Here is a 16,930-nt window from a genome sequence, read left to right as displayed (position 1 = left end):
AAGACCTGAATCGAACCCAAAACCGCGATTCTCATCGACCGAGTTTCAATGGCATGTGGCGGTTCACATCCTTGTAGAGAAGGTAGCGAAACTTGCCCGGTCCACCCGCATAACACGCCTGTGGGCAGAACGCGCGCAGCCACATGTAGTCTCCGGCCTCGACCTCGACCCAATCCTGGTTAAGCCGATAGACCGCCTTCCCTTCAAGCACGTAGAGACCGTGTTCCATCACGTGCGTTTCCAGGAATGGGATCACCGCGCCCGGCTCGAAGGTCACGATGGTTACGTGCATGTCGTGGCGCAGATCGGAGGGATCGACAAAGCGCGTCGTCGCCCATTTTCCGTCGGTGCCCGGCATCGGCGTCGGGGCGACGTCGGCTTCGTTGGTCACGATCACATCGGGATGATCCAGACCGTCTACCGCCTGGTACGCCTTGCGCAGCCAGTGAAAGCGCACCGGTTCGGACCCGGTGTTGCGCAGGGTCCAGCCGGATCGCGGCGGCAGATACGCATAGCCGCCTGCGCGCATTTCGTGTGTCTCGCCGCCGACGGTCAGGCACATCGTGCCTTCGACCACGAACAGCACGCCTTCGGCCTCCGGGTCCGTTTCAGCGCGACCGGATCCCCCGCCAGCACCGACCTCCATGATGTAGTGAGAAAAAGTCTCGGCAAAGCCGCTGAGCGGCCGCGCGATCACCCAGAGGCGGGTCTCGTCCCAAAAGGGCAGAAAGCTTGTCGTGATATCCCGCATCGTGCCTTTCGGGATCACCGCATAGGCCTCGGTGAACATCGCCCGATCCGTCAGAAGCTGATCTTGGCCGGGGTGGCCACCCTCGGGGGCAAAATAGGACGTTGTCATGCGCGATAGCCTTTCTGAGTACGGGAGAAGTATTGCTCCGCGCGGGTCAAGCGACCATGCCTTTCGTCAATCAGGACTTTTCCGATTTCCTTGAAAATCCCCCGCCATTTCCAAGAAATGACGATCAATCCTCAGACGCGGTAATACTCCCGATACCACGCGACGAACGCATCGGGCAGGAGCCGTGCAAGATAATTGCCGATGAACCCGGCTGTTCCGGTGACAAGAACTCGTTTCATCACATCATCCCGCCTGCGCCGTCGAAACCCTGAAACCAGCGCGGTGCACGATCGCGCTGCGGCGACCACTGCGAGAAACCGCAGACGGCCTTACCATCGGCAATAGAGGCCCCATATTCCTGTAAAGGTTCGCTCAAGAAACAGCAGGCGCTCTGCGCGCAGAAAGAGCAAATAATGTTTTCCACGCTTCTCAACAGATTCAAGATGGCCAAACCCAAGGTGGCGTTCGATCCGGTCCGACCGGAAGCTCCGTTCTGTGTCATCGGCGACGTGCATGGGCGGTTCGATCTGCTCAGCACATTGGTGGACGCGCTTCCACAACGGGTCAGCATCATCTGCGCCGGCGACCTGATCGACCGGGGCGCGCAGAGCAAAGAGGTTCTTGGCTACGTGATGGCGCACGAACGTATCACGGCGTTGATGGGCAATCACGAGCAACTCATGCTCGATTTCGTGGGATCCCCCGAAACGGACGGTCCACGGTGGCTGCGAAACGGAGGGGTGCAGACCCTCGCAAGCTTCGGGGTTTCTGGTGTGACGGAAACCTCTGACGCAGAGACCCTGACCCACGCGCGCGACGCGCTTTACGGAGCGATGGGCGAGGAGATGGTGAACTGGCTGGTCGGTCTCGATTGTATCGCATGGTCGGGCAACGTCGCCGTCGTCCACGCCGGTGCGGACCCGAACACGCCTCTGGAACAGCACGATCCCGAGACGTTCATCTGGGGCCATCCCGATTTCCGTAAAACCCCGCGCAGCGACGGGTTCTGGATCGTGCATGGGCACACGGTTGTCGACGGTCCGAAACTGCGCGATGGCCGAATTTCCATCGACACCGGCGCCTATGCCACCGGACAACTGACCGCCGCGGTTCTGACGCGGGATGGGGTGGAATTCATTTCGACCTGATACGCCGCTTGCGGCAATGTATACCGCTGTATGCTGTTTACGACTCGCCTTCTTTGCCCTATGGCAAAGGCAAATCTTTGAAAGGCGAAACCCATGGCAGACACTACCACTCCCGACATCATCTACACCAAGGTTGACGAAGCGCCCGAGCTGGCATCGGCATCCTTTTTGCCGATCATCCAGAAATTCGCGAAAGCCGCTGGCGTTAGCGTCGGCACACGGGACATCTCCCTTGCCGGACGCATCATCGCGACCTTCCCCGAGGTCTTGACCGAAGACCAGCGCCAGTCCGATGACCTCGCCGCCTTGGGCGAACTGGTGAAAAAGCCCGAAGCAAACGTCATCAAACTGCCCAACATCTCGGCGTCGGTTCCGCAGCTCGTTGCGGCGATCAAGGAATTGCAGGGCCAGGGCTACGCGCTTCCCGATTACCCGGAAGCGCCGGAGACCGATGCGGACAAGGCTATCCGTGCGAAGTACGACACGATCAAGGGGTCAGCCGTGAACCCGGTTCTGCGCGAAGGCAACTCGGACCGCCGCGCGGCCAAGGCCGTGAAAGCTTACGCCCAGAACAACCCGCACCGGATGGGCGACTGGTCTGCCGACAGCAAGACGCGCGTGTCCTCGATGTCGGGCGGTGATTTCAGGTCGAACGAGAAATCCAAAACGCTCGCGGATGAGGCCACGGCCAAGATCGTTCTGATCGGCGAAGACGGGTCGGAAACCGTTTTGAAAGACGGGCTGAGCTACCCGGCGGGCACGGTGGTCGATGCGACCTTCATGTCGGCCAAGGCGCTTGATGCCTTTCTGACCGATGAGATTGCCAAGACCAAGGAAGAGGGGACGCTGTTCTCGCTCCACCTCAAGGCGACGATGATGAAGGTTTCGGACCCGATCATCTTCGGCCACGCGGTCAAGGCCTTCCTCAAACCGGTTTTCGACAAACACGGCGAGCAGTTGAAAGCGGCTGGCGTCAACCCCAACTCGGGCCTTGGCGATCTGATGGCACGGGTCGAAGACATGCCCGAAGTGAAAGCCGACATCGAGAAGGTGATCGCCGACCGCGCGCCCTTGTACATGGTGGATTCAGACAAGGGCCTGACCAACCTGCACGTCCCCTCGGACGTGATCATCGACGCCTCCATGCCGGCCTTGATCCGCGCGGGCGGCAAGGGCTGGGGCCCGGATGGCAAGGAACACGACGCGAATTGCGTGATCCCGGACAATTCCTACGCGCCGGTCTATGACGAGACGATCAAGTATTTCAAAGAGACCGGAAAGCTTGATCCGGCAACGGCGGGCACGGTGCAGAATATCGGCCTGATGGCGCAGAAGGCCGAGGAATACGGATCCCACCCGACCACATTCGAGATCCCGCACAACGGAACCGTACGAATGGTCCTATCGGATGGTACGGTTCTGCATGAGCACAGCGTCGAAGCCGGTGACATCTGGCGCTCTGCCTCGACCCGCAAGGCGCCGATCCAGGACTGGGTGCAACTGGCCATCGACCGCCAGAAGGCCGAGGGCTGCGAAGCGATCTTCTGGCTTGATGAAACGCGGGCGCATGACGCGGAGCTGATCAAATACGTGAAGCCAATCCTCGACACCAAAGGTGTGGCCGACAAGTTCAAGATCATGGCCCCCCGCGAGGCGACCCGCGCCAGCTTTGAGACGATCCGCGACGGCAAGACGTCCATCGCGGTGACGGGCAACGTGTTGCGCGATTACCTGACCGACCTGTTCCCGATCCTCGAATTGGCGACATCGGCCAAGATGCTGTCCATCGTCAAACTGATGAATGGCGGCGGTCTGTTCGAGACCGGTGCGGGCGGTTCGGCGCCGAAGCACGTCCAGCAGTTGATGGAACAGAACCACCTGCGCTGGGACAGCCTTGGCGAATTCTGCGCGCTGGGTGAGAGCCTTCAGTTCCTTGCGGATGCGCGCGGCAACGAAAAGGCGCGTGTTTTGGGCAAGGCGGTGGATACCGCGACGCAAGGCATCCTCGACAACAATCGGTCGCCCTCGCGCAAGGTGGGCGAGCCGGATAACCGCGACAGCCACTACTGGTTCGCGCGCTACTGGGCCGAGGCGCTTGCCGCGCAAAGCGAAGACTGCGACCTTGCCGCGCATTTCGCGCCGATTGCACAGGAGCTGGCCGACAAGGAAGAGGCGATCCTGTCCGAACTCGTTGAGGCGCAAGGAAAGTCGGTGGATCTGGGTGGGTATTACCACACCGACCCCAAGAAAACCGCAACGGTGATGCGACCCTCAGCGACGCTGAACGCAATCATCGGCTAAGGCGATCGCGATTTGCGAAGGGGGCCGGGCAGATTTGCCCGGCCTTTTTTTCTTTGGCGGGCAGCTCCGTCAACCGAAAGCGGCGTTCGATCGCGCCGATTACCTGACACATCCCTCACGCCCAGCTTCGCGACCCTCGCGGCGCGGTGTTCGGGGTGAAACAAAGCCGCTTTTCCAGACCGTCACATTTTATTGATATGTCCTATGACATGGCTCCACCCGTGATCGCCGTCACGCGCCGGTGTCAATTGGGGCGCCGACCGGGCCACGAAATGCCCAGCAAAACCTGACCCGCACCAACCCTGTGCAGCATCGCGCAGGGGGTGATCGCGCGGCCCTCGCGTCAAGTCCACTTTTGCGAGAGCCGCTGTGCACCAGCTGTGAATTCTCCGACCGCCCGACCGACCCTAACTTCATGGGTGTCGGACAGACAACCCGACGACAGACATCAACCGAACCGCGCCACAGGGTGCGGACACACAGAAAGAAAAGGACCAGACCCATGAAAACTCTCATTACAGCAGCCGCACTTGCCCTCACCGCCTTCTCCGCATCCGCGATGGTCGATACCTCCGCCATTCAGCAATACGCGCCGAACGCCGACGTCTCGACCCTGTCGGACGCCGAAGTGAACACCATCCTGTCGATCATCCACTCCGGTGACAGCGAAGGCGAAAAGCGCGCCACGATCCAAGCCCTGGTCAACTAAGCCAGACCCTTCGACCCCAACCCAACCACGAAAGGATTAAGACAATGAAAACGCTTCTCACAGCAGCTGCTCTGACCCTCACCGCCTTCTCCGCATCCGCGATGGTCGACGCCTCCGCCATCCAGCAATACGCGCCGAACGCCGACATCTCGACCCTGTCGGACGCCGAGGTGAACACCATCCTGTCGATCATCCACTCCGGTGACAGCGAAGGCGAAAAGCGCGCCACGATCCAAGCCTTGGTGAAGTGATCGCCCTCCGGCCCCTGACGGCCGCACACCCCATCCCGCGACGCGCGATCTGACCAAGGTGCGTCGCGGACGATGATCAGGCCGCCCCAACCGGGCGGCCTTCACGTTCCAGAGGGCTCAGTGAGCCGTTTCGCCGGTCAATTCGACCGTGAAGAACCAGTCGTCATCAGGGTCTTTGGACAGGATCTCGTCAGGGACCACTTCCGGTCCGGACAAGAAGACATTTGAGCCGAAATGCCCGTGCAGGCGTGACAGCTTTTCCAATCGCGGCCCGGTGAGATCGCCGTAGAAATTCGCATAGTTTTCTGTGGCCCGCAGCGCGTCGATCTTGTCGCGATGCGCCTTGACCGCATTGTCATGCGCCGTCTTTATCTCGGGATCGGCAAGCAGGCGTGCCAATTCATCCTTCATCATGGGAAGGCGTTTCTGGATCGACAGATCCTCTTCGAAATTGTTGTTCATCCTGAACCAGTAGGCGAGACCCTGATCCCGATCGACATGGTTCACCCGTCCCCGGTCGCGCTTGACCAGAAAGCTCTCGGCCGAGCGCACGGCGTAATGGTTTAGCTGCACCAGATCATAGCCGTAGGTTTCGGTGGTCGACCGCCAGCCGTTGCGAAACATCTCGCGCGGTAGAGGCTGGCCCGATCCGTTGACCCAGTTGATCTCCTCCCAAAGCTGCGGATTGAGGCCCTTCGGCCGGTGGACCCCAAGCTTCTTGAACAGGCCGATATTCTGGAACAGCGTTTTGAAGCCCCACGCCTGGTGCGGCTTTCGGGCAAATTCCGGCGCGCATCGCAGGAATTGCTCTGTAATCGGGCGATCCACGTATTCGTGTACATCCCCGTTGCCGAACAACCGCCAGGTCATCGCGATCATGTTGGCGTCGGGCACCGCATCGAACAGCGCATCCAGAGTGCCGTCGCCAACCTTGATGTTCACGAATTCATCCACGTCGATGCAGGTCACCCATTTGGCATTCTTGATGACCGGTTCGTCCTCCGACGCCTGAAGGGCCGCGTGTTGCGGCTTCAGACCGCTTTCCCGGAACGGGTTTTCGCGATGCTGCACGTAGCCCTTGCGCTCGAGCATTTGCAGCATCGTATCGGTGCCGTCGGTGCAATCGTTGGTGTAGACGATGATGTCGTCAAACCCGATGGCGCGATGATAGGCCAGCCATTCGAGAATGAACGGCCCTTCGTTCTTCATCGTCGTGACGATCGCGCGCCGCCCCTTGCCCTTGGGCACCGGGTCGGGGTCCAGCTCCGGCATGCGGACCGGTTTATACCCCCAATAGGCCTCCGCGATCTCAAGCAGGGGCGGGTGTTCGATCAGCGACGTCTTGGGCACGATCTTCGAGATCGACGGCGTAGGATGACGCAGCGCCATGTGGCGGTAGAAAAGCTGTGTGCGGGACCTGTCGGGCACCGCGTTGCCGATCCGGATCATCCGCCAAACCGCCGCTTCGGGCGCCTTGGCCGGGGCGATGCACCAGCGTTGGCGGCCGCTCTTCGAGTCGAACTGAACGCAGATATGATCGGCAAATTGCGCCGGGTGTCCTTTGCGGACCCTCCACGGGTAACAATGCCGTCCGAACAGCGCAATAACGCCACCATCTGCTTCGACTGCGGCATCGAAGATATTGGGCGCCTCAGGCGGTATGAGGTCATGCACCTCGATATTGGCGACCGCGCGCGCCTGACCGAGGAACCGCAACCGCAGGATCTCGTAGAGGGACATCGCGCCAAGCGGAGAACTCCACGGCGTGGGTTTGGGGATTTTCATGCGATCCTTGCCAGGGGCCTCGGGGACACAGAACGGATGCGCTTCGGCGGGCGCATCATGTCGCCCCAGCGGGACCGCGCTGCTCAGGATCAGGACGGTGCAGTCGAGTTCGGCGATCAGGTCTCGCAATGCGTCCGCGACGTCCGGGTCGGCCCCCGGCCGCGCGCGGTCGACAATGAGTGCAGCCTCAAGCCCCTGCGTCCGGACATGGTGATCCAGCCATTGCGCAACGATCTGCGGGCTTTCGCCGTTCCGCACGGCGGCGATGACATTGCGGCCCTCGAACAGGGCCTGTTCGGACTCCGCCACATCCAGCGGCAGGTCCGTACCGTTGACCTGGAACGAAGGCGCTGTCCCTGCCTCAAGCGTGTATGCCAGGCATGGCGCCCCCCCCACGCTTAGCGTGTCGACAAGCGCCATACCGGGACCGTGGGAAATGCAGCCGGGAGAGGACCCCGCAGCCAGGAAGACCTTGACGTGCCCCACGCCATCGCTCTCAAAACGGACCGCATCCAGAACCGTGACAGGCCCCAAGATTTGACCGGCCATCCGTCGTTCAATCACCCGTACCATCAACCGGTCTGCCCATTTTCTGCACCGTTGCGGATCATCCGCGTTGTCGATTGCTCTTGTCGTTCACGATGCGGTTTTTCGGGGTGTTTACAGGGTTTGGGCATCAAAATCCAGTTTCGGCAGAATTGGCAAATGCGCCACAGGGGGATGAAGCGTTGTTACAAATCGACGCGAATTTTCCTGCCCAAGTGATACTTTATCGTTTAAGCTCAAGAGAAATCAGGCGCGAAAAGACGCCAAATATTGAGGTGCAGAGTATGAAACGAATGGCCCAAGACGGATGCGTTTGCGCAAATGGACTGAACTACCTGGCCTTTTTCGACAGGCTTCATCAGACAGTCAAACCGGACTGGTATCTTGAGATCGGCACGCAGACCGGCGCCAGCCTTGCTTTCAGTACGGCCAAGAGCATTGCGGTTGATCCGGTCTTCCGCCTGCGTCAGGACGTGGTCGGCCAAAAGCCCGCGCTGTATTCCTTTCAGGAAACCAGCGATGCGTTCTTCGAAGCAGGCAGGCTGAAGCAGCTTGGCGCCAAGATCGACCTTGCCTTCCTCGATGGGATGCATCTGTTCGAATACCTGCTGCGCGATTTCATCGGTACGGAAAAACATGCCTCGAAAGACGGGCTGATCCTGCTTCACGACTGCCTTCCTTGGAATGTTGCCATGACGGCCCGCCAACGCGGCCAGGCCGAAACATCGTCGTGGACGGGTGATGTCTGGAAACTCGTCCCCATCCTTCAAAAATACCGCCCCGATCTGACGCTGGAAATCGTCGATGCCGCCCCGACCGGTCTGGTCATCGTGACCGGCCTGAACCCGGCCAGCCGCGTTCTGGAAAAGAACTACGATGCGATCCTCGAGGAATTCCTGGACATCAACCTTGGCGACTATGGCGTCGAACGGTATTTTTCCTCGTTCGAGATCCTGTCGGCGCAATCGTGCCGCTGGATGTCGGAATTCCCGCTGGAGCTTGGCAAAGGGTGGGACAAAAATCCCGATATCTGCATCAAGATCGCGGCCCCGTCGCAAGCCAAGATGATGAGCTGGGGCGACTACCATTTCGCACGCGGTCTTGCCCGCGCCTTCAGCAGGATGGGTCATTGCGTGTCCATCGCTTCGCAAGAGAACTGGAACCAGATCACGACACCGGGTGGCATCGACCTCGTGCTGCGGGGACGCGCACAGGTGTCGCGCATTCCGGGCCGCTATTGCCTGTTCTGGTCCATCTCCAAAAGTATGCGCGACATGAACTACGATCAGGCCGATCATGTATTCTGGGCGTCGCCCGTGCTGATGCAGGAAGAGATCAAGGGGCGCGGCAAGGGCATTTCCACGCTTCTGCCGCAAGCCTTCGATGCGACCGTGATGACACCGGGCACATCAAAGACCCGCAAGGACATCGTGTTTGTCGGTCGGTCGCGCGCCGGGCAGGATCGCAAGGCGGTCCAATACGCCGCTGCCGCGGGCGAAGACGTCAAGATCTGGGGGCCGGGCTGGCGCGATGGACCGTATGATCGCTTCGTCGTGGCGGATGGCGCGGCCAATGCCGATGTTCCCGCGATCTATCAATCGGCCGAAATCGTGCTCAATGACCACACATCGGTGATGACGACGCGCGGCCTGCTGTCGAACCGGGTGTTCGATGCCTTGGCCTGTGGTGCCATTCCTGTGTCCGAAGACGTGGGCTGGCTGCCCGACGATATTGCCGAATTCGTGTATACGTTCCACGATCAGAAAAGCTTTGAAGCGGCGCTGAAAAAGGCTCGGTCCGAAACGGCGACCAAGCGCAAGGCACGCGACGCCCTGGCCAGGAAACTGTCGGCGATGCATTCCTTTGACGCGCGTGCCGAGGTTATCCTTGATACCGTAGCACAGCTTGAGCCGGGACTTGCCGTTGCGGCCGAGTGACCCAATCGGGCTCAGAGCTTGGCTTTGAGCCCGTTCACCAACTCATCCATATCGGGATCCATCCGCAGGGACGCCGCCTTGCGTTTGTGCCAGTCGACGGCACGGGCGTGTAGGTCTTTCAGAACGGGATCCGCCTTCAGCTCTTTCGCCAGTTTGCCCGCCTTCGTCTTGTACCGGTCGATGGAGGTGTCCTTTTCGTCGTTCAGATTGAACCGCTCCCAGTACTCCATCCCGAGCACATGATGCGAATGGTTCGCCCTACCGCGCGCGCGTTTGACGAGGAAGCTGTCCATCGAGCGTAAGGCGTAGTGATTGACCTGCGCATGGGTGAACAGCGGCGGGGTGTCGGTCCGCTCACCGTTGATAATGTACTCGGCACCGCCGGGAAGAACGCGGCGCGTGTCGGGTATGTGCTCTTCCAGCGAGACCGGAGCGTGCAGTCCCATTCTCTGGAATTTGTGCTGGTTCGTGTAAAGAGACTTCACGAACTTTCCGGTCTCGGGACGCTTGTCCGCGTCCCATTCATACTCGCCCATCCGGAACTGCTGCGTCACGGGTTTGTCCGCGAAGGTCTCGATCCCGTCCGGGCCGAAGATGCGCCACGGGACCGAGATGACGTCGGCATCGGCACCGGACCCCTCGACCAGGGCCTGCACGGATCCGTCGCCCATGTGTACGTTCAGGTATTCATCCACATCGCACACGAAGACCCATTTGGCGTCCATCACGACGTCATATCTGCGGCTCGCCTGTCGCAGCGCAGAGCGGTGGATACCGGCCTTGCGCACGATGGTGTTGTGCTGGATGACAAGCCCCAGCTCTTGCAGACGCAACAGGATATCAACCGTGGTGTCGGTACAATCGTTGGTGCAAACCACGATGTGATCGAAGCCAAGCGTTTTGTAGTGGGCCACCCAATCAATGATATAGGGGCCTTCGTTCTTCATGGTTGAGACGACTGTGTAGGTCTCGCTGCTCATCGCTACCTCGCCCGGCGGTTCATTCATCGACCGCTCTTTCCGCTTTGGTCAAAATAGCGTGTCGGTCCTACAACCCGCAAGACGGATGGCAGCAAAGGCACGAATGACGCAAAAACTGGGTCAGAATTCACGCAGGCTACACAAGCTGGTCCTTTGCGCTTAACATTTCGTCAACGACGCTGCCCGACCCTGACAAGAGGCGCGCGGATGAGGTAAAGCAGATGCCACGCACACGCGAGGTTGGAACGCTCTGGATCGGAGGGCCGCTCAGTTGGCTTGAACAGCTGTGCCTGAAATCCTTTGTCGACAAGGGGCAGAAGATCACCCTGTTCAGTTACGAGGACATTCCCAACGTCCCGGATGGCGTGATCCGACGCGACGGGCGCGAGATCATCGATACCGACGACTTTATCAAGTACGAGCAGAAGAACAGCTATGCCCTTTTTGCCGACTGGTTCCGCCTGCACATGATCCATCAGAACCCGGGCATGATCTGGGTGGATACGGATGTCTATTGCCATCGCCCGATGGATTACGACAGCGACTACGTGTTCGGCTACGAACTGCCCGGGGAGCATCGCGTCAACAATGCCGTTCTCGGACTGCCAGCCGACAGCGAGGCTTTGCGGCAAATGCTCGACTTCACGAGCGACCGGTTCTCGATCGCGCCATTCCTTCCGAAAAAGCGCAAGGAGGAAATGCGCAAGAAGGCCGAAAAGGGTAAGCCCGTTCACATCACCGAACAGCCCTGGGGCGTCTGGGGACCAATGATGGTGACCCATTATGTACACGCGCTTGGGCTGGAAGAGCACGTGCAGCCGCTTAACGCGTTCTACCCGATCACCTTCCGCGATCGGACCAAATTCATGCGCCGCGCCGAATTGGCGGAGGGGCTGATCACCGGCCAGACCACCGCTCTGCATCTCTGGGCTTCGAACAAACGCCAGTTGGGCAATCTGCACGACGGGCTGCCGCCGAAGGGATCATACCTCGAAAAACTGGTTCAGGCGCATGACATCACCCCGGCGCTTGCGCCGATCAAGGGGCGTGGGACTACGACGTTCGACGGCGCGCTAATCGACGATCTCGATCTGAAAGAGGTCGACAGTGTCGCCGATCTGATCGGTACGGCGCGCAGCTTTGTTCTGGCGCTGCACCACAAGTTCGATTGCGACATCCACCTCGTGAACACCAACCGGCGGGCCAAGTTCAAGGACGAGGACGTGCCCTGGCTGGCGGGGTATATCGCTTTTCTCACAGAAAACGACGTCGACCCCGAGAGGATCAAGGTGATCCGTTCGGAAAAAGATCTCCGCCCGGTGGATGTGCTCTGCAACCTCCAGGGCTTTGGCGATCAGTGGAAAACGCAGTTCCTCGAGCCTTTCCTGCAACGCTGCGTTCACTCCGACACGCGCGTTTTCATGGATGTTCGGCGCGGATCCGGCGCGTTTCCCTTTCTCAAGGATCATGGCTCCAACACCGCACTGTCAACCCGTGAGGATGACGGCAAACCCGTGACGCGCATCCGCGTTATCCCAAACGCACCAGCACCTCTGGACGACGACACATGGGACGCAATCGCGACCCAGCTGGCGGGTCAGGATGGCTGGTATCGGCCCGGCACCAATGGTCACAGTTTTCTCTATGTGCCACGGGACCCGGACACACTGGTTGTCACCTTTGACAATCTGGATATCGCCATGACGAAGCGCGAGGATCGCCGTCCGTGGGGCTACAGCTTCATCGAAGATCAGGGCTGGTCGATGCTGGGCGTCCTGGCTGGCGGCTGGACGTGGTATCGCGAACCGTGGGTCTACGACCAATTCGACGATCTCAAGAAGAGCGGCTTTTTCAAGCAATTCAAACGCGTCGTCTTCTATGGCGCGTCGATGGGGGGCTATGCGGCCTGCGCCTTTTCACCCGCAGCACCCGGATGTGACGTGGTCGCCATCTCTCCGCAGTCGACGGTGGATAAATCGGTGGTTCCTTGGGAAACCCGCTACAAGGTCGTCTGGGATCGCGACTTCACCGGCACATACGGCGATGCGTCCATTGTGAGCAAAGCCGCCAACCGGGTGTCGATCCTCTATGATCCCTATGAGCTGCTGGACGCCCAACACGCGGCCCGCTTCACCGGTAAGAACGTCCAGCACCTGCGCGCACCGTTGCTTGGCCATCGGCTTGGCAGTTCGCTCAATCAGATGGGGGTTCTCAGCCCCATCATCCTCGGCGCTCTGAACGGTACATTGTCGAACGATGAATATTACCAATTGCTCCGCTCGCGACGCAGCTTTCCGAGGTATCAGAGGGAACTTTTCAACCGCGCCGTCGAAAAGGGCCACACCGCGCTCGCGCGTGCATTGGGGGAATATATCCTCAAGCAAAACCCGAACCGCGCGGTGCGTGTGGGATTGAAGGCTTTGGGATAAACTGGTGCCGCTGAAGGGACTCGAACCCCCGACCCCATCATTACGAATGACGTGCTCTACCAGCTGAGCTACAGCGGCCAATCCGCGGGTGGATGACCCTGGGATTGGCGCGCCTGTTAGCATCGGTTTTGGACCGAGAAAAGAGTTATTTCACCTTCTCGGGCTCAGACTGTTCAGGCTGCGTTTCGTCAGCCTCCGGCGTGTCGGTGTCCTGTGCTTCGGGCGCAGGATCGACGGGTGGGACAGGGTCCGGCTCTATGATCTCGGACTCTTCATCGGGTGCGGATTTGTCTTCGAGGGATCCGACGATCAGTGGCAGCATCTCGGCTCCTGCGGGCAGGACGGTTTCGCTTTGCGGCGGGGTGGTCCAGCTGAGCGTATCGAAGCTTTCGCAGTTGTTGCAGACTGGGGTCCATTCGCTGTGGATGGTCTTGCAGTTCTCGCAGACCCATTGCGGGCCACGTGGTGCGGTCAGCGCACGGGCAAGCCAGCCACGGACCACGGCGTCGGACGCGCCCTCGCCGCGTTCGATCGCGGCGGTGATGGCCAGAACGCGGGTGTCCGGTTCCGTTTCGATCAGGTCGCCGAGCGAGCGGCGCGCTTCGGGGAAATCCTCGGCAGCAAGATTGAGCTCCGCGAGCAACAGCTTGGTTTCGCGATGCTCCGGGCGCAGGGAGGTGAGCTGTCTGAACCGCTTGAGACGCGCCTCCGGCGTCTCGTCGGGTTCGATCTCGGCAAAGGCGGCGGCCAGATCGGGATGCGGTTGCGCCTGCCATGCCTTTTTCAGGATGCGTACCGCGTATTTGCTGCGACCCTGGGCGATATGACTGCGCGCCGCCATTGCCGCTGCCGGGATCAGGTCGGGCGAGGATTTGTTGGCGGCGATGGCCGCTTCCTGCGCTTCGATGGTCTTGCCTTCGTCGAGGACACCCTTGGCCTCAGAAAGGGCCAACACGGCATCACGCCGCTTGTGTACATCACGCGGCAGCGCACCATGCTTGAGCTTGGCATTCAGCGTCTTTCGCGCCCCGCTCCAATCGGCGTTTTGCGCCTGAAGGCGCAGCAGCGTGTCCTGCACTTCTTCGTGCTTCGGTTTGATGGCGAACGCGCGTTCTGCAAGCTTCAGCGCCGTATCGGTGTCGCCCGCGTTCAGCTTTTGCTTCATCAGGCCGCGCACACCGACAAAACGGGTCGTGTCGTTCTGGACCAGCCGCTTATAGACCTCTTCGGCCTTTTTCGTGTCGCCGGTCATTTCGGCGGCCTGCGCCGTGATCAGGTCGGTCAGTTCTGGCTTGTGCAGGTACTTTTCGGCTTTGGTCGCCTTGGCCATTGCAAGACGTCCCTCGCCCGAGGCGAGCGCCATCAAGCCTTCGCTCAGCGCCTGGAATCCCTTGCGTTCACGGTTGCGGTCGAAATACCGCGAAATTGCGGTTTCATCGCCGTTGATGAATTTCAGCGTCGCGATCAGCAGCGCGAAGAGCTTGAGGAAGACCCAGACGGCAAGGATCGCGATCAAGGCCGCAATGACCGATTGCAGCGGTCCGAGGTTGAATTCGGTGCCGCCGGCGGTGATCTGAATGCCGCCGTTGCTCTCCATGAGGAAGCCTGCGCCAAGCGTCAGAGCGGCGACGATGACAACGAAAAGTACGATCTTGAAAAGAGACCAAAGCATCGGACGCCCCCCTTATTCCTGAAGAAGCTGCTGGACGAGACTGTCCGCGGCCGTTTGCGCCTCAAGGCGTGTTTGTGCGCGCGATTGCCAATCCGAGAGCGCGGCTTGTGCCACTTCGGGCAAGGCCGAAAGTTCCGACAACGCGGTTTCGAGATCACCACTGCGCACGGCGGCTTCGGCCCGCGACAGGATTGCATCGGGGTCATCGCCTTCGCGCGGCGCGACGGATCGGGCACCCAGTTGGTTGGCGAAGAAGGTCGCGATGCGGCCAGTGCCTTCGGACGATTCGGTTTCCACCGTGCGTGCCGCAGACAAGGCAGATCGGGCCGCATCGGGGAACGTTGTCATCAGGTTGGATTGCGTGGGCACGCCGGTCTCCGCAGTGTCGCTCAGGGGCGCTGGCACGTCGACACCGTTGGATGTCAGGACCTCCACCGCTCCGGAGAAACCCGAGCCGTTTTCAAGCGCTGCCGTGATTTCGGCCAACGCGGCTCGGGATGCGGCAAGGGCGGCTTTCTCCTCGGCGTTTTCCTCGGCGGCGACGGCCTCTTCAGCCATCTGGGCGACCTCGGCACGTTGGGCTTCGACCTCTGCCTGAAGGTCGGCCAAGGCGCGTTCGTAGGCGGCGATCGCCTCGGGCGACACGGCCTGCTCCATCGGTTGACGTTCAAGTGTGTCGATCCGCGTGACGATTTCATCGAGACGGCTTGAAAGGTCCGCCGTCGTGGACTGAACCGCCGCGATCTGTTCCTCGATCGGTGTCAGGTCGACGGTCGGCGCTTCGGCTGATTCCAGGGTTGCGATGCGCGTACCGAGATCGGACAGCGATCCGTCTTGGTTGGTCAGGGCCGCGCGGATTTCATCCTCGAAGCTGCTATCGTCGGCCGCAGCGAAGGGCCAGACGTCCTGAGAGACGTAGGCCGCCACGCCATAGCCGAGAACCGCCGCAGCCGCGCCGCCCAAAAGCATCGGAACGAACCCGCCTTTGCGTTCAACGGTCGTCTCGCGAACGATCTGGGGGGCAACCGGCAGCGTGTCGCGTTCCGCGTCGGGGGTCTCAACAGGGTCCGCTTTACTCGGATGACCTTCGAGCGTTTCTGCATCCTCGATCAGTTCTTCGGCTTCTTCTTCCGAAATATGTTCATCATCTTTTGCGGGCGCGTTCACGTCTTCAGACGCTGTTGCCTCATTAGTCTCGGACTCCGCCTCCACGGCATTCGACGCCGCATCGTCGGATTTCGGTTCTTCCTGCTCGACAACGTCATCGGTCAGACCATCCGAATGTGTATCGTCGTCGCGTTTTGCAGCCTCGTCCGCCGGGGCGTAAGCATCGACGGCTTCGACCGCATCCTTTGCGGTATCCATGTCAGAGGGGCCGGTGTCCGGTGATGTCTTGGGATCAGATACACCCTCGGAGCTTACCATGTTTTTGGTCTCTTCATTTGACGTTTTGTCCGTGCTTTTGCGTTTCGCCACCGGCTATTCCCTCAAATCTGTCAAGTCATCGTGACAGGACTGTAAACTCAACCTTACAATCCTCACTGCCGTCGCTCAAGGCTTACGGCATCCGTAATCATTTCCGTCACCAGTTCTGTCATTCCATCCCGGCTTGGCTGTGCTGCAATCCGAATTCTGTCTTTTGCATCCGTCGGCAGGGCCTCCGCAACGGCCTGACTGATCGCCGCAAATGCAATGTTGTCCAATCCTTCCGATTCGCGGCAAAGCTGAGCTGCCGTTCTGGGCGAGAATACCGGGGCGATCACAGGTCTGTCTTGCGACAAAGCCTCTCGCGTGTCCGGCGCAAACACTTCAAGTACCTGATCATATAGAACGGACTCTGAAGTCGCCACTCCGGCTTCCGTCAGTCGTCTCGCGATATCCCCGATTGCGGTTTCCCCCCTCAGATGGACCAGCGGGCCCGAAAAGCCGTGTTCCAAAACAAACGCCACCAACTGCTCTGCCGTTCCCCCGGCGATATGGGGTTCGAACCCGAACGATTTGGCCGCCTTCCCGGTCGACACTCCGACAGCGATGATCGGGAGATCGAGAACCCGTCCGCCCAATGCCTTGTATGCATCTAAAGCGTTCGCGGAGGTGAATATCAACCCGCCTGCCCCCTCAAGGTCCGGCAAGGGCCCTGTGACGTGGATCGACATCAAGGGGTTGATTAAAATATCAACAGCCTCGCAAACCTCTGCTGGCAACGCGTCCCGAAAAGCTTCGGACGAGCGTTGGGGTCGTGTCAAAAGCAAAAGAGGACGCGCGTTCGCCATGACATCCCGCGTTGTTGTGAGCAGCAACCAAGGGTGGTAA

The 16,930-nt window shown here is 60.1% G+C and carries 12 protein-coding genes and 1 tRNA gene; 6 read left to right on the top strand and 7 right to left on the bottom strand.

Annotated elements, in window-relative coordinates; all coding sequences use genetic code 11:
* Positions 1-31: 31 nt before the first annotated feature.
* A complete protein-coding gene (locus Q1B16_RS09170; protein WP_299786892.1) occupies positions 32-859 on the bottom strand; it encodes a bifunctional allantoicase/(S)-ureidoglycine aminohydrolase in 828 nt (275 codons plus the stop codon).
* Positions 860-1,272: 413 nt separating this feature from the next.
* On the opposite strand from Q1B16_RS09170, the gene Q1B16_RS09165 reads away from it, so the two are divergent.
* The 4 genes from Q1B16_RS09165 to Q1B16_RS09150 all read left to right on the top strand — a co-directional run bounded on the left by Q1B16_RS09165 (position 1,273) and on the right by Q1B16_RS09150 (position 5,268).
* The gene (locus Q1B16_RS09165) at positions 1,273-2,007 is read left to right on the top strand and encodes a metallophosphoesterase (protein ID WP_299786889.1); all 735 of its coding nucleotides are present in this window, start codon (positions 1,273-1,275) and stop codon (positions 2,005-2,007) included.
* 93 nt (positions 2,008-2,100) lie between these two features.
* Positions 2,101-4,308 carry an NADP-dependent isocitrate dehydrogenase gene (locus tag Q1B16_RS09160; RefSeq protein ID WP_299786886.1) on the top strand — a complete coding sequence of 736 codons (2,208 nt, stop codon included), beginning with the start codon at positions 2,101-2,103 and terminating at the stop codon, positions 4,306-4,308.
* A gap of 502 nt (positions 4,309-4,810) precedes the next feature.
* Positions 4,811-5,017 carry a hypothetical protein gene (locus tag Q1B16_RS09155; protein WP_299786883.1) on the top strand — a complete coding sequence of 69 codons (207 nt, stop codon included), beginning with the start codon at positions 4,811-4,813 and terminating at the stop codon, positions 5,015-5,017.
* 44 nt (positions 5,018-5,061) lie between these two features.
* Positions 5,062-5,268 (top strand): hypothetical protein, encoded by a 207-nt coding sequence (locus Q1B16_RS09150; RefSeq protein ID WP_299786880.1) that lies wholly within the window; start codon positions 5,062-5,064, stop codon positions 5,266-5,268.
* 117 nt (positions 5,269-5,385) lie between these two features.
* Here Q1B16_RS09150 and Q1B16_RS09145 read toward each other — a convergent pair whose 3' ends face one another.
* Complete coding sequence (locus tag Q1B16_RS09145; protein WP_299786877.1) at positions 5,386-7,602, bottom strand: glycosyltransferase family 2 protein; 2,217 nt, start codon at positions 7,600-7,602, stop codon at positions 5,386-5,388.
* Positions 7,603-7,883: 281 nt separating this feature from the next.
* Between Q1B16_RS09145 and Q1B16_RS09140 the strand changes: the two genes are divergently transcribed.
* Positions 7,884-9,536, top strand: a complete 1,653-nt coding sequence (locus Q1B16_RS09140) for a glycosyltransferase (RefSeq protein ID WP_299786874.1) — start codon at positions 7,884-7,886, stop codon at positions 9,534-9,536.
* 11 nt (positions 9,537-9,547) lie between these two features.
* On the opposite strand, the gene Q1B16_RS09135 is transcribed toward Q1B16_RS09140, so the two are convergent.
* A complete protein-coding gene (locus Q1B16_RS09135; RefSeq protein ID WP_299786871.1) occupies positions 9,548-10,543 on the bottom strand; it encodes a glycosyltransferase family 2 protein in 996 nt (331 codons plus the stop codon).
* Between the two features lie 194 nt (positions 10,544-10,737).
* On the opposite strand from Q1B16_RS09135, the gene Q1B16_RS09130 reads away from it, so the two are divergent.
* Positions 10,738-12,945 carry a hypothetical protein gene (locus Q1B16_RS09130; RefSeq protein ID WP_299786868.1) on the top strand — a complete coding sequence of 736 codons (2,208 nt, stop codon included), beginning with the start codon at positions 10,738-10,740 and terminating at the stop codon, positions 12,943-12,945.
* 2 nt (positions 12,946-12,947) lie between these two features.
* Here the strand turns inward: Q1B16_RS09130 and Q1B16_RS09125 are convergent.
* From Q1B16_RS09125 to Q1B16_RS09110, 4 genes are all read right to left on the bottom strand, one after another.
* Positions 12,948-13,023 (bottom strand) — tRNA-Thr (locus Q1B16_RS09125).
* A 67-nt stretch (positions 13,024-13,090) separates the two neighbouring features.
* On the bottom strand, positions 13,091-14,617 hold the full coding sequence (locus Q1B16_RS09120; RefSeq protein ID WP_299786865.1) for a heme biosynthesis HemY N-terminal domain-containing protein: 1,527 nt from the start codon (positions 14,615-14,617) through the stop codon (positions 13,091-13,093).
* Positions 14,618-14,629: 12 nt separating this feature from the next.
* The gene (locus Q1B16_RS09115; RefSeq protein WP_299786862.1) at positions 14,630-16,042 is read right to left on the bottom strand and encodes a mitofilin family membrane protein; all 1,413 of its coding nucleotides are present in this window, start codon (positions 16,040-16,042) and stop codon (positions 14,630-14,632) included.
* Positions 16,043-16,155: 113 nt separating this feature from the next.
* Positions 16,156-16,890: a uroporphyrinogen-III synthase gene (locus Q1B16_RS09110; RefSeq protein ID WP_299786859.1), complete on the bottom strand. Its 735-nt coding sequence runs from the start codon at positions 16,888-16,890 to the stop codon at positions 16,156-16,158.
* Positions 16,891-16,930 lie beyond the last annotated feature (40 nt).

Origin of the sequence: uncultured Marivita sp. (assembly GCF_947488135.1) — a bacterium.
In the GTDB taxonomy this organism is placed as follows: Bacteria; Pseudomonadota; Alphaproteobacteria; order Rhodobacterales; family Rhodobacteraceae; genus Marivita.
The sequence above is the reverse complement of the archived record's forward strand: the minus strand, read 5'-3'. Positions and strand labels throughout refer to the sequence as shown.